Here is a 13,233-nt window from a genome sequence, read left to right as displayed (position 1 = left end):
GACCGTAAAACGAGCCCCGCGATTTGCGACACAACCAACAGAAAACGACCGCTGCACGATGTTCAGTCCTCGGGGCCAAATTTCTGCACGCGCTTCCACGGGAACATCGCATCGGGAAGCTGAACATTGCGGTCCACGTAGTTGTGGAAATGCACGGTCACGCCTGATGTCGTGGCCAGAAGCACCGCAAATTGCGCCGCCCCTTCGTAACACGGCTGTTGCCGGGTCATGTTACGCAGATGAAGCCCGACGCGGTGCTGGTTTCCCGAAATCGTCGCGACCGGAATTCCGTGCCAGCTGCCGGCGGTCGGAATGTGGCAATGCCCGGCCACGATCTGCGCGATGCGCGCGCCGCTCTCCAGCAGAACCGAGGCAAGCTTGTCGGCATCCGTCAGCCCGTAGGTATCAACCGGCATATGCAGGCGGTTTGCGGGGTGATGCAGCACAAGGATCACCGGAAGATCGCGATCTTTCGCCTCGGCCAGCCGCGCCGCAAGCCACGCAAGGCGATCATTGCACAAGACGCCATCAACGCGGCCGGGTTCGGAACTGTCCAGCATGATAACGCGGTAGCCCTTGATATCGGCGATCCCCTGAACAAACCCGTTGTCATCCACCATCGGGTCGCTGGCGGTCTCAAGATAGGTCGGGCGGTTGTCATGGTTGCCCATCATCACGAAAGACGGGATGGGATTGCCCGCGCGCAGCGCCTCGAACCGGGCATACGACGCCGCGTCGCCCTCGTCGGCGATGTCGCCGGCATAGATGCACAGATCCGCGTCATCGTGGAACGTGTTGGCGTCATCAATGGCAATCGCAAAGCGTTCCGACGTATCCAGGCCGTGCTTCACGACCCCTTCGGGCAGGATATGAACGTCGCTCATGACGATGATTTTCAGCATGGTGTCTCCGCTTGGGTTAATCGGCGTCGATCTGATCGCGGATCCAGTCCCCGACGACGCTGATGGATAAGGTTGTCACCAGGATGACCGCGCCGGGCAGCAAGGCCATCCACGGTGCCTGATAAAGGTGATTGCGCCCGACGCCGATCAACACGCCAAGGCTGGTGTCGGGGGGCTGTATCCCGATGCCCAGAAAATTAAGCGAGGTCTCGGCCAGGATCGTCGCCGGAAAGTTCACCGTCATGTTGACGACGATCACCGCCATCGTGTTGGGCAGGATGTGATGGAAATAGATGCGAAAACCGCCCGCACCAATGACGCGCTGGGCGGTGACATAGCCGTTGTTCTGGGCAAACAGCGCGACCGAGCGCGCCAGCCGCGCATAGCGCTCCCAGCCATAGATACACATGATCAGGATGAACAACGTCATATCGGCCTGCGGCAACACCGCCAGCAGGGCAAGCGCCATGATCAGGAACGGAATGGCCGCCTGAAAGTCGATCAGAATACCGATCACGTCGTCAACGATCCCCCCGGCCCACGCCGCCAGAAACCCCAACGATGTGCCGACAATCGCGCCCGCGACGGTGCCGATCGTCGCGATGATCAGGCTTACCTGAATGGCGCGCAGCACCAGCGACAGCATGTCCCGGCCCAGATTGTCGGTGCCAAACGCATTGGACCATCCCCCGCCCATGAAAACCGGCGGGGCATAGCGATTGAGCAGATCCAGATCGGCAATGTCATGCGGCGCCAATGGCCCGGCGAAAACAGCGGCAAACACGATGATCAGCAACAGGACAACGGATATCCGAACCAACACCGGCATCCCAGCCAGACGGGCGCGCCACCCGGCTGGGTCTTGGTCCGTTTCCTCGGGGCGCGTCTGCGTAAGGCTCATGCGGGCACCCCGCCACGGCGCGCGTCGCGTATACGCGGGTCGATCAACCCATACGACATGTCGACCAACAGGTTGGTCACAACCATGGTGGTGCCAATCAGCAGCACAATGATCTGGACAACCGCGAAATCGCGCGCGGCCACGCTTTCAACCAAAAGCCTGCCGATCCCCGGCCACGAAAACACGTTTTCAGTGATCACCGCGCCGCCAACCAGACTGCCGACAAACAGGCCGACCAGCGTTAAAAGCGGGATCATCGCATTCGGGATCGAATGACGGCGCAGCGTCAACCGTGCCGACAGACCACCAGACAAGGCCGTGTCGTGCATCGGATGGGCCAGAACCTCGGCCATCGCCGAGCGGGTGAACCGGGCAAAGACACCGGCCTCGGCCGACACCATGGTGATCATCGGCATGATCCACGACAACCCCGAGGTGATACCGCTGGGATCAAGCCACCCCAGCCAGACCGAGAAAACATACATCAACAGGATGCCGACCAGAAAATTCGGCACCGCAAACCCGATGACCGAGGCCGTCATGATCAAGCGATCCGTAGTGGTGCCCAGCTTGACGGCGGAAAATATCCCAAGCGGCACGCCGATCAGCAGTGATGCCAGCCCGGTCGGGATCATCAGTGCCAATGTTGCGGGCAGGCGCTGCGCAACAAGGTCAATCGCAGGCTGTCCGGTGCGATACGACAGGCCGAAATCCAGTTGCAGAATGCCCAGCAGATAGGTGCCGTAGCGCTGCAAAAGCGGCTGATCCAGCTGCCACCGGGCGCGAAAGGCGGCGATGACGTCCGGCGGCGCGTCTGGACCCAGGATTTGCAGCGCCGGATCGGCACTGATCGACAGCGCGAAGAACGTGAATGTCGCCAACAACAGAAGCGTCAGCCCCGCCCGCAGTAAGCGTGTGATCATCCAGCGCATACTGGCACCCCGACAGCGGGTCTGGTGGCGGGTTTGGGGCGGGCCCGGTCAAGCGCGAACACCGGCAAAGCTGCAATAAGCTGCTTGGTATACGCCTGACGCGGCGCGGCATACAGCCGCTCGGTCTCGTCAAGCTCGACGATCTTTCCGTGCCGCATCACTGCCACCCGATCTGATACGTGATGGATCACCGACAGGTCGTGGCTGATGAACAAGATCGAAAGCGCCCGCTCGCGTTGCAGTTCGATCAACAGATTAAGGATCTGCGCCTGAACCGACACATCCAGCGCCGAGACGGACTCGTCGCAGATCAGGATCTCGGGTTCCAAAATCAGCGCCCGCGCCAAGGCCACGCGCTGACGCTGCCCCCCCGACAGCGCGCGCGGGTATCGTCGGACAAGGTGTTCGCCAATGCCCATGCGCACCAGCAATTCCCGCGCCATATCGTTCCGCTCGGCGGGCTGGCCGATGTCATGAATGATCAGCGGCTCGGCGACTTGCGCCAGCACCCGTTGCCGCGGATCAAGGCTGCCCAGCGAATCCTGCAAGACATACTGCAACCTGCGGCGCAGATGCTTTCCGGCGCGGCCAGCAAAGCTCAGCGGCTGACCGTCCAGCGATATGGCGCCCGATGAGGGCGTCACCAACCCCACTGCGGCCTTGGCCAGCGTTGTCTTGCCACTGCCGCTTTCGCCGACAATGCCCAGAACCTCGCCCTTGCGCAGGGCAACCGAAACCGTATCCAGCGCGCGGGTGGCCGGGCCGCCGGGCCGGGCAAAGGCAACCGACACCTCGTTGAAGGACAGCACATCGCGGCTCATCCGGCTTCCTTTCCTTGGGGCACAAGGCAGCGCACTTTGGTCGTGCCACGCAATTGCATCGGAATGTGCCCGCGATCGCAGTCGCTCACCCGGCGATCACAGCGCGGCGCAAACGTGCAGCCTTGCAAAATCGTGCCGGGTTTGGGCACTTCGCCGCTGATCGGCTCAAGCGCCCGCCCACGCCGTGATGGCAGCGGCAACGCGTTGATCAGACCCTTGGTGTACGGATGCGTGGGATGGCGAAACAGCGTGTCCACATCGCCAGTTTCGACGACATCACCGGCATACATGACTGCGGCGCGGTGGCAGTATTTGGCGATCACGCCAATATCGTGTGAAATCAGGATGATGCTCATGCCAGTGCGGGCGGCCATGTGTTGCAGCTCCTCAAGGATCTGCGCCTGCAAGACCACATCCAGCGCCGTTGTCGGCTCGTCCGCAATCAGCACGTCGGGCTGCCCCGACAGCGCGATCGCAATCGCCACGCGCTGGCTTTGCCCCCCGGACAGCTGATGCGGATAAGCCTTCAGAAACCGCGCGGGCTCTGACATGCCACTGGTGCGCAGCAGCGCCACGACGGCCTCGGTATCCCAAGGCCGCCCGTTGCGCTTCAGATGCAGGCTCAGATGCCCCTGAACCGTCATCAACGGATTCAGTGCGCTCATCGGATCCTGAAAGATCATCGCGCAGGTTCGGCCACGCAGGACCTGCAACGCCTTTTGCTCCGACAGATCAAACGACCGGCCCGCGACCGTCAGCGTGCCCGTTACCTGCGCCTTGCGGGGCAGCAACCCCATAAGCGCCCGGCAGGTGATGCTTTTGCCGCACCCGCTTTCGCCGACAATCCCGAAAATCTCGCCCGCGCCAAGGTGGAACTCCACCCCGCGCACCGTTTGCACCTGTCCGTCGAACGATATGTTCAGCGCCGAGACGGCAAGGCGAGGCCCTGCCGTCTCGAAATGTGTTGCAACGGCCCGGCGGGGGCCATCGTCGTGCGCCTGCACCTACTTCTCCAGCGTCAGACTAGAGGTCGTCAGGTCCAGATATTCGGTCGGCAGCGGATCATATGTCGTGCCGGTCCGTACCCCGTAAATCTGCGTCAGCTTGTGCAGCGGGGTGCCATTGGGATCGGTTTCGAACCGGTCCAGCATGTCGGCAAAGACCACACGGCGCTTGGCGGTATCGGCTTCGGTCGCCAGCGTGTTGCCAAGCGCGATCATGTCGGGCGAAACGACATAGTATTTGTTGGTTGCCCAACCGCCGTCTGGCCCGAACCGGCGCCAGAACTGCCCCATGGGATCGGGATAATAGGCCGAGAACGAGCCGTCAAAGATGTGGCGCGACTCGTTGTCTTCCACCACCTGCGTCCAGTTTTCCTTGACCGCCAGCTTGATGTTCAGACCGGCCTTTTTCCACATGGAAACCAAAACCTGCGCGGTTTCGATCTGATTGGTGTAATAGGCGTTCTGGGTCCGATACTCGATCTCTTCGCCGTCATACCCGGCCTCTTTCAGCAGGGCTTTCGCCTTTTCCAGATTGAATTCCGGCAGCGGACGGTCGGCAAGATACATGTCGCCAAAGACATCCATCTGCCACCCGTTGGGAACCGACGTCTGATCGCCATACAGCGCTTTCGTCAGGGCCACGCGGTCGATCGACAGATTCAGCGCCTGACGGATACGCGCATCATCAAGCGTTTCGTTGGTGCTGTCATAGATAAGGCCGCGAATGTTCAGAACCGGCCCGCCAACGGTGGACGTGCCCGACGCCCCGTTGATTTCGTCGATATGGTCGGGCGACACTTCGGTGATCATGTCGAACTGACCCGACCGCAGACCGGCAATGCGGGTGACAATTTCGGGCACAACCGTAAAGGTCACCTCATCGGCCGCGCCTTTGTCGGCCGCGAAATAGTCGTCGAACTTTTCGATGACCACGCGCTCGCCCGCGACAAACTCTTTGAAGGCGTAGGGGCCGGTGCCAACCGGATGGCTTGCAAACGCGGCATAGGACCCGGCCTTGTCGAATTCGGCCTTCGACACGATCTGCGACGGGTAGTTGGCAAAGCGTTGCAGGATCAGGGCATCGTCGTTTTTCATCGTGATGCGCACCGTGTACGGGTCAACCGCCTCGACGCTTTTAATGCCGCTCAGGAACGGCTTGGAAACTGCCGTGCCTGCGTCGCCCAAAGCGGCGTCGTCTTGACCAATACGCTGGGGCGAGAAGGTGAAAACCACATCGGCGGCATTCAATTGCGCCCCATTGTGGAAATGTACGCCGTGCTTCAGCTTGAACTCAACCGTGCGCGCGTCAATCTGGCTCCAGCTTTCCGCAAGGTTGGGCACCAGCTTGCCGCCGTGGCGATAATCGACCTTCAGCAGCGTGTCATAGATCGAGAAAATGATCCGCTGGCTGACATTGGAATTCTCAAGGATCGGATCCAGGGTATCGGGGACCCTTTGAACCGCGACGGTCATATCAGCCGCCTGAACGGCAGGCACAGCAAGGCCGACCAACAGCAGAGCTGTTGCTAGTGTATTTTTCATGAGCTTGAATTTCCTTGGGACGATGAAGAGGAAGGGTGCAGCGGAAACTTGTCCTCATCAGGCTAGCGGGCTCTCGTGACAAGACCATGACCGTCGGCCTGCCTGTCCCATCAAAAAGGTCCTTTCCTTGCCGCGCCTAAACGGCGCCGAGAGAGCAGCCTTAAGGCTCAAGTGGGCATGGCGAGGTGGGCTGACCAATGTGTTGTGCCACTTTCGCCACTGTAATTTTTGCCCTGCTGCTCTCTGCGCTTGGGAAACCGGCTTTTCACTGCCACAGAGAGTTTTATTCACGCCAGCCGAACAGGTCTTGGGCCATGACCAGATGCCGGTCGAGGAAGTTTTCCATATGAACCACGGTGCTCTCGCTGTCTGCTAGGACGACCGCCAACTGGCCGGGGCCTTCGCGTCGGCGCACGGGGTTCGGAACGGGGCCGGAAAGTGTTTCCAGTGTGGGCTCGATGCTGTAATGCCCCCCGGCCAATGTGCAAAACGGTATGCCGCGATAGGTGCCCGAGGTTGTCATGTGAACATGCCCCGAGATCACCTGCCGGATGTCGGGATGGCGCGCCACAACCTCGGCGAAGGCCGCATTTTCGCGCAGGATGATGAAATCGGTCTGCACGTGGAATTTCGTGATATTGTGATGCAGAACGATGATGACCGGGCGGTCCACGGCCTCGTCCAGACGCGCCGCCAGCCACTCCAGCTGGCCTTGATCGATAAGGCCGGCGCCACCGGCATCCGGGTCGTGGCTGTCCAGAACAATCACCCGGTGATCGTTGCTGTCGATCACGTGGTTCACGTTGCCGGTGTCATCGGCCAGATCAGGAAAAACCTCCAGAAAGGTGGCGCGATCGTCGTGATTGCCCAGCGTCAGATAGGTTTTGGGTTTGAGCCCCGACAGGGTCTGCTGGAACCGCTGATAAGCGGCCTTTTCACCATGATCCGCCAGATCCCCCGCAAGGATGACAAAATCGGCATCGGCATGATTTTTGTTCACATAGTCAATGGACTGCTGGAACCTTTCGGTCGTGCAGAGCGCATGGGACAGCGTCCCCTCTGGCACAATATGCAGGTCGGAAAGCACGATGAATTTCAGCATGGGTCAGGGTCCAATATTATAGGATGAGCGAGAGTTGTAAGGTAGTTTCAGGGGCCAGACAGGGACAGATCATCCCTTGACCCCGGTCATGGTAATGCCGCGAATGAACAGGCGGCGCGCGAACAGGAAGGCGATGACCATCGGTGCTGTCACCACGGTGGCTGACGCGAATGTGCGGCCATAATCCGTGTCGAAATCCGATTGGTATTGCATCATCGACAGCGTCGCCGTCATCTTGTCCTGACTGGTGACGACAATCAGCGGCCAATACAGATCGTTCCAATGCGTCACGAAGCTGAACACCGAAAAAGCGGCGATCGCGGGCACAGCGGACGGCAAAATCAGGCGCAGGATGATCTCGATCTCGGAAAACCCATCGACGCGCGCCGCATCAATGATGCTGTCGGGAAAGCTGCGAAAGAATTGGCGGAACAGAAAGATCGCAAAGACCGATATGAAGAACGGGAACATCATTGCCAGATACGTATCCAGCAGGCTGGCCTGTACGATCCCCACGTAGATCGGGATCGAGGTCACGTTGATCGGGATCGTCAAAGACGCAATCACCGTGCCAAACAGGATTGTGCTGCCCCGAAACTTCAACTTGGCCAAGGCATAGGCGGCTGGAACGGCGGTGATCAGTTGCACGATCAAGATACCGACGCACACGATGAAGCTGTTCATCAGGAACATCAGATAAGGCTGATCGAACAGCACCTCGTAATAGTTTTCGAACCCTTTGAACGTGCGCGGGATGATCGAAAAGTCGGTATCATACACTTCGTCCGTGGGTTTCAGGCTGGAGGAGATCATCCAGACAAACGGAAACACCATCACCCAGGCCCCAAGGACCAGAAACAGCGTGCTGATCAGGTGACCAAACGAGCGGGGCGCAAAGCTGCGCAGGGTGGCTTTAATACTGGACATTGCGATCCACAAACAGCGCCTGGATCAGCGCAAAGACAAAGATGATGCCAAGGAAAACCAGCGAAAGCGCCGCCGAATATCCCATGTTGAAATACTCGAACCCCTCGAGGAACGTCAGATACAGAAAGACTTCGCTGGATCTGTCCGGCCCGCCTTGGGTCAGAATGGCGACGGTATCAAACAGCTTGAACGCCGTGATCGAACTGGTGACGGCGACGAACATCGACGTTGGCCCAAGCATGGGCCAGGTTACACGCAAGAACTTGTCCACCGGGTGGTCGGCCCCGTCGATGGCGGCGGCCTCGTACAAATTGACCGGAATTGCGGTAAGCCCCGCCAGAAACAGCACCATGTTGAAGCCAATCACGCTCCAAAGCGAAATCAGCGCCATGGACACCAGCACCAGATTTTCCGACCCCAGCCAGTTGAACGGACCCGCGCCAAGCGCTGCGGCCCAAAGGTTGATCACGCCTTGGTTGCTGTCCATCAACGCCGCCCAAACCAACGCCATCGCGGCCAGCGTGGACGTGACGGGCAGGAAATACAGAACCTCAAGGATCGAACGGAATTTTTTGCGTTCCTGAATGGCGATTGCAAGGATCAGGCTGATGATAAACGCGCCTGGCAAAAACAGCCCCGCATAGATCAGCGTGTTGCGCAGCGCGTTGCCAAAGGCCTCGTCCTCCAGCATCTGAGCGTAGTTTTGCAGCCCCACGAATTCATAGTAATCGCTGACCAGCGAATAGTCGGTAAAACTGATGCCGAACACCGTCACAATGGGCAGGATATAGATCAGCAAGATCAACAAAGTGGCGGGCAGAACCAGCAGATAAGCCAGCCGCGCCTGCGCGCGCTCCTTGGAGACGACGCGCATCACGACACCTCGCTCGTCGTGCGCATCATGCGTGGGGTTATATGCAACCGCCGTCCGCCCGCATCAAACACCAGCAATTGTGTTGGGTCGATTGTGACGTTCAGGCGCCGCGCCTTCGCCAGTTGATCGGTCAGCCCATAGTCTTTGGCTTTTTGCGCCCGAATACGCAGATCAATCTCGGGTTCAGCGTCAAGACGCCCGTGGATCAGAACTTCGGGACCCAGATCCTCGACCATGTGCTTATCGAATGGCAGGGTGATCACGACTGCGCCCGGTGGGTGCGATGACAGCCCCGACACGCCTTGCAGTGACAGCGCTTCGGGCCGCAACCCAATTTGCAAATCAGCATCTGCGCCCTCAAGGATCAGGCCCAGATTGGTGTCGCCCAGATGCAGACCTGTGGCGCGCGACTGGACCGGAAAAATATTGATCTGCGGCGAGCCGATGAAGCGGGCAACATCCACGGAGGCCGGATTTGTGTACAGAGAGTTCGGGGCGGCGACCTGCAAGATACTGCCTCCCTGCATCAACGCCACGCGGTCTGACATTGTCATCGCTTCGGTCTGATCGTGGGTCACATAGACAAACGTCAGCCCGGAACTGGCGTGCAACTCCGAGATTTCCCGGCGCACTTCGACACGCAGCTTGGCATCAAGGTTCGACAGCGGTTCGTCCATCAGGAAAATGCCCGGATTGCGTACCAGCGCGCGCCCCAGTGCAACGCGTTGGCGCTGCCCCCCTGACAGTTGCGCAGGCTTGCGCGCCAGCAGGTGGTCGATGCGCAACTGCTTGGCCACAGTGTCAATCTGGGCATCAATGTTGGGTTTGTGACGCCGGGCCGCAGGGGCCACACGGCGCACAAGCGGCAGCCGGGCATACATCGGCACCTGCGCCATGATAAGCGGCATCGCCATGTTTTCTGCCACGCTCATATGCGGATAAAGCGCATAGTCCTGAAACACCATCGCGATGTTTCGCTGCTTGGGGGCCAGATGCGTGACCGTCTGCCCCTGCATCAGAATTTCACCACTGCTCGGGGCCTCAAGGCCTGAAATTATCCGCAGCAGCGTTGATTTTCCGCATCCCGACTGGCCAACAAGCGACAGAAACTCGCCGTCTTCCACATCCAGCGTTATCGCCTTGAGAACCTCGGTGTCACCGAAGGACTTGCCAATATTTCTGAGGGTCAGTCTAGACATTTTGTACCTGTTCAAAAAAGAGCGGCAGGCGAGGGCAATCCCCCGCCTGCCAAAGCGCGATCAGCGCTTCATCAGTTTTTCTGCGATCTCGACCAGTTTGTCCGCACCCTCTTCAGGGGTGATTTTGCCGTCCATCACAGCGCGGATCGTGGACGCCTGATCACGCCAGATCTTTTCGGACTGTGTGCCAGGATAGCCCGACCATGGCCCCGCACGATCATATTGCTTGATCGGTGTCGCGTAATATGGGTGTGCGGCATAAAATGCGCCCATGTACTCGGTCTCGAGCGTACGCTTGTTCGTGGGCAGATAGCCGGTGATCTCGGCGGTGACTTGCTGACCACGCGGGCCGGTCAGGAACTTGATGTATTCCCACGCGGCAGCCTGTTTTTCCGGATCAGAGGCCGTGATGATCGCCGCGTTGCCACCTGTGGGCAGCTTGCCGTCGGCATCGTTCCACACGGTGAAGGGCGCAGAGCGAAGCTCAAACGCATCGCCGACACGCTCGGCCGCGCTGCGTGCGCCAGCGGGGGACAGACCCCACATGCCCATGCGGCCTTCGGTGAACGCGGTGAACTGGGTTTCGCGGTCCTGATCGGTGCGCGCGCCGCCCTCAACCACCAGACGGCGGGCCATTTTCATGGCTTCGACGTGATGGTTGTTCTCGTTGAATGCAATCGCCTGACCGTCGTCCGACATCATCCGGCCGCCTTGTTGCAGGATCAGGGTCTGAAAACCCCAGTCATCGCCGTTGATCAGCCACATGAACATCGGGTCGATATCGTCACCCAAAGCATCGATTTTCTGCGCCGCATCAAAGAACCCGTCCCAATCGGTCGGGAAGTTGTCGGGGTCCAGACCCGCCGCGCGGAAAAGATCGGCGTTATAGTACCACTGGATCACGGACGCGTTGAACGGCATGCCATATTGCACGCCGTCGACGCGGCCCAGCTCAAGCATTTGATCGGTGTAGTTCTTGCCTTTGAAATCAGCACCTTCGGCAGCGATCAACTCGTTCAGGTTGAGGATCTGGCCGCGCTCGGCCAGCGCACGCGCCAAGGACGGCAGCTGGTTATAGGCTTCGAACGCGCAATCGGGCAGGGTCTTGGTGGCCGAGCCGCGGAAGAGCCGCAGATGCGTGTCGCCATAGTTCTTGGCGGGGGCTGCATAAACGACTTCGATTTCGTCTTGCATCGCGTTGAATTCGGCCATCAGCGGTTCGTGCTGACGGGTCAGGTGACCGGCATTCGTCAGGCAGGTGATGGTTACCTTTGCCTCGGCAGCCATGACAGAACAGGCCAGAGCCAGAGCTGCCGCAGTTATTTTATATAGCATCATGTTTCTCCAACAAATATTGCTAGCGTGAGTTCCGAAACATGTGCGAATTGGATGCGACAGCATCGTAACAGTCGCCGCAGAATAGCGAGATGTCACAAAACTATATTATGGCGTTGAACCCCCGATGATGAGATGGCCACGCGCTGCACAGATTCTTCGCGCAAAGACCGGTGGTTTTACGGTCTTTGCGCAAGGCCTGAGAAATCTGCTCCGGATCAGCGCACTGCAGATGGCAGTTGGTTTTTACGGCTGCCGCCGCGCAGTATGCGCAAATCGGATGCCGGTCAGTCCCCAGTCGGTGCGCTAGCGTCGCCCGGACGCAAGTGCCAGCCCATCGGTAACCGCGGTGAACACTTCGGTGAAGGAATGTCGGGCGTTGGGGAATTGCTCTTTCATCGTGTTTGACACCATCGACATCAAGCTCGACCCGCCAACATAGATGACCCGGTCGACCTGTGCCGTATCAAGGCTGGCAAGTTGCAGCGTCTCTTGCACCCCGGTGCGCAACGCTTGGGCGTGCTCGGCAAGAATTCGGGTAAGGGCATCGGTCGGCAATGGGGCCGAAAGGTTCCGCTCGATCTGGTCCAGCGCAATAACGGACTGCTCCTTGCCGGTATTGGCCGCGATCTTGCCGCGCTCAACAGCAAAGGCCAACTCATGCCCAAGCTCGTCTTCCAATACGGTGACAAGCCGGTTCAGCTTCTCCGGTTCATAGGCCAGCCGCGCCAACTCCTCGGCCATGCGACGATGCTGAGCGGTATAGAGGAAGGGGATCTTCTCCCACGTGGCAAGATCGTTGAAGATCGCGCTGGGGACGGGCGACTCGCCCGGACCGATCGCCTTGCGCAATTGCGTGCCTTTGCCCAGCAGCGGCATCACCCGATCAATGTTGATTGCGCGGTCGAAATCGGTGCCACCGATGCGGATACCGTGATTGGCCAGGATCGTGACGCCCGCATTGCCCGACCGGAACAGCGAAAAGTCCGAGGTGCCGCCGCCGATATCGACGATCAACCCGATCTCACCCGACTGCTCCAGCGCGCCGCTGGCAATGGCGGCGGCTTCGGGTTCGGGCAAAAAATCAACCTCTTTGAAACCGGCCGCCAGATAACAGGCACGCAGATCGGCCTCGGCCTGTTCTTCACGCGGGTCATCAACGCCATGAAAGACCACCGGGCGGCCCGAAATGACCCGGTCGAAGGTCAGGCCGGTCTCGACCTCGGCCCGGATTTTGATCTGGCTCAGGAAGCGGGCGATGATGTCCACGAATGTCACACGCTCGTTCAGGATGTGGCGTTTCTCATGCATCAACGTTGTGCCCAGCACGCGCTTGAGCGCCCGCATGAACCGCCCATCAATGCCGTTCAGCAAGGCCTGATTGGCCGACTCTCCGATCAGGGTCTTGCGCGTGTCGTAGTCGAAAAAGAATGTCGTCGGCAGCGTGGTCTGGCCGGGGGCCATCTCGATCAGCCGAGGCTTGCCATCGCACAAATACCCCGCCGCTGAGTTGGAGGTGCCGAAGTCGATACCCAATACTTGGCTATGCGCCGCCATCTCAGACCTCTCCCGATATTATACGAAAGGCGCGTCTTTATGGACCCAAGGCACGGTCGTCAAGCGGCAACCGGAACCACCGGAACCTATGAGGCCCCATAAAGAAGGCGGGAAATACCTCTCGGCAACACACCTGC

General features: G+C 59.5%; 12 protein-coding genes. All 12 read right to left on the bottom strand.

Annotated features, from left to right (window positions below; genetic code table 11):
• Positions 1–62: 62 nt before the first annotated feature.
• The 12 genes from BSF79_RS16900 to BSF79_RS16845 all read right to left on the bottom strand — a co-directional run bounded on the left by BSF79_RS16900 (position 63) and on the right by BSF79_RS16845 (position 13,096).
• Entirely contained in the window at positions 63–902 is an 840-nt protein-coding gene (locus tag BSF79_RS16900; protein WP_090271010.1) for a metallophosphoesterase, read from the bottom strand.
• 16 nt (positions 903–918) lie between these two features.
• Positions 919–1,803, bottom strand: a complete 885-nt coding sequence (locus tag BSF79_RS16895; RefSeq protein ID WP_090271009.1) for an ABC transporter permease — start codon at positions 1,801–1,803, stop codon at positions 919–921.
• Positions 1,800–2,726 carry an ABC transporter permease gene (locus BSF79_RS16890; protein ID WP_217650094.1) on the bottom strand — a complete coding sequence of 309 codons (927 nt, stop codon included), beginning with the start codon at positions 2,724–2,726 and terminating at the stop codon, positions 1,800–1,802. Before BSF79_RS16890 ends, BSF79_RS16895 begins: the two co-directional genes overlap by 4 nt.
• Entirely contained in the window at positions 2,723–3,556 is an 834-nt protein-coding gene (locus tag BSF79_RS16885; RefSeq protein WP_090271007.1) for an ATP-binding cassette domain-containing protein, read from the bottom strand. Before BSF79_RS16885 ends, BSF79_RS16890 begins: the two co-directional genes overlap by 4 nt.
• Complete coding sequence (locus BSF79_RS16880) at positions 3,553–4,560, bottom strand: ABC transporter ATP-binding protein (RefSeq protein WP_090271006.1); 1,008 nt, start codon at positions 4,558–4,560, stop codon at positions 3,553–3,555. The genes BSF79_RS16885 and BSF79_RS16880 overlap by 4 nt, the downstream gene beginning before the upstream one ends.
• Positions 4,561–6,102 carry an ABC transporter substrate-binding protein gene (locus tag BSF79_RS16875; protein ID WP_090271005.1) on the bottom strand — a complete coding sequence of 514 codons (1,542 nt, stop codon included), beginning with the start codon at positions 6,100–6,102 and terminating at the stop codon, positions 4,561–4,563.
• A 283-nt stretch (positions 6,103–6,385) separates the two neighbouring features.
• Complete coding sequence (locus BSF79_RS16870; RefSeq protein WP_090271004.1) at positions 6,386–7,204, bottom strand: metallophosphoesterase; 819 nt, start codon at positions 7,202–7,204, stop codon at positions 6,386–6,388.
• A gap of 69 nt (positions 7,205–7,273) precedes the next feature.
• Positions 7,274–8,131, bottom strand: coding sequence for a carbohydrate ABC transporter permease (locus tag BSF79_RS16865; protein ID WP_090271003.1), 858 nt, complete (start codon positions 8,129–8,131; stop codon positions 7,274–7,276).
• Positions 8,118–9,005: a carbohydrate ABC transporter permease gene (locus tag BSF79_RS16860; protein WP_217650093.1), complete on the bottom strand. Its 888-nt coding sequence runs from the start codon at positions 9,003–9,005 to the stop codon at positions 8,118–8,120. Before BSF79_RS16860 ends, BSF79_RS16865 begins: the two co-directional genes overlap by 14 nt.
• Positions 9,005–10,204 (bottom strand): ABC transporter ATP-binding protein, encoded by a 1,200-nt coding sequence (locus BSF79_RS16855; protein WP_090271002.1) that lies wholly within the window; start codon positions 10,202–10,204, stop codon positions 9,005–9,007. The genes BSF79_RS16860 and BSF79_RS16855 overlap by 1 nt, the downstream gene beginning before the upstream one ends.
• A 60-nt stretch (positions 10,205–10,264) precedes the next feature.
• Entirely contained in the window at positions 10,265–11,539 is a 1,275-nt protein-coding gene (locus BSF79_RS16850) for an ABC transporter substrate-binding protein (RefSeq protein ID WP_175545364.1), read from the bottom strand.
• A gap of 306 nt (positions 11,540–11,845) precedes the next feature.
• Positions 11,846–13,096: an Hsp70 family protein gene (locus BSF79_RS16845; RefSeq protein WP_090271000.1), complete on the bottom strand. Its 1,251-nt coding sequence runs from the start codon at positions 13,094–13,096 to the stop codon at positions 11,846–11,848.
• Positions 13,097–13,233 lie beyond the last annotated feature (137 nt).

The sequence above is a fragment of the Thalassovita taeanensis genome (assembly GCF_900110775.1).
Classification (GTDB): Bacteria; Pseudomonadota; Alphaproteobacteria; order Rhodobacterales; family Rhodobacteraceae; genus Litorimicrobium; species Litorimicrobium taeanense.
The sequence above is the reverse complement of the archived record's forward strand: the minus strand, read 5'-3'. Positions and strand labels throughout refer to the sequence as shown.

Excerpts from the sequence above, each read along its gene's own strand:
- BSF79_RS16865 (WP_090271003.1), bottom strand. The coding sequence starts at position 8,131 with ATGTCCAGTATTAAAGCCACCCTGCGCAGCTTTGCGCCCCGCTCGTTT.
- BSF79_RS16900 (WP_090271010.1), bottom strand. The coding sequence starts at position 902 with ATGCTGAAAATCATCGTCATGAGCGACGTTCATATCCTGCCCGAAGGG.
- BSF79_RS16885 (WP_090271007.1), bottom strand. The coding sequence starts at position 3,556 with ATGAGCCGCGATGTGCTGTCCTTCAACGAGGTGTCGGTTGCCTTTGCC.
- BSF79_RS16875 (WP_090271005.1), bottom strand. The coding sequence starts at position 6,102 with ATGAAAAATACACTAGCAACAGCTCTGCTGTTGGTCGGCCTTGCTGTG.
- BSF79_RS16845 (WP_090271000.1), bottom strand. The coding sequence starts at position 13,096 with ATGGCGGCGCATAGCCAAGTATTGGGTATCGACTTCGGCACCTCCAAC.
- BSF79_RS16890 (WP_217650094.1), bottom strand. The coding sequence starts at position 2,726 with ATGATCACACGCTTACTGCGGGCGGGGCTGACGCTTCTGTTGTTGGCG.
- BSF79_RS16850 (WP_175545364.1), bottom strand. The coding sequence starts at position 11,539 with ATGCTATATAAAATAACTGCGGCAGCTCTGGCTCTGGCCTGTTCTGTC.
- BSF79_RS16860 (WP_217650093.1), bottom strand. The coding sequence starts at position 9,005 with ATGCGCGTCGTCTCCAAGGAGCGCGCGCAGGCGCGGCTGGCTTATCTG.
- BSF79_RS16870 (WP_090271004.1), bottom strand. The coding sequence starts at position 7,204 with ATGCTGAAATTCATCGTGCTTTCCGACCTGCATATTGTGCCAGAGGGG.
- BSF79_RS16855 (WP_090271002.1), bottom strand. The coding sequence starts at position 10,204 with ATGTCTAGACTGACCCTCAGAAATATTGGCAAGTCCTTCGGTGACACC.
- BSF79_RS16895 (WP_090271009.1), bottom strand. The coding sequence starts at position 1,803 with ATGAGCCTTACGCAGACGCGCCCCGAGGAAACGGACCAAGACCCAGCC.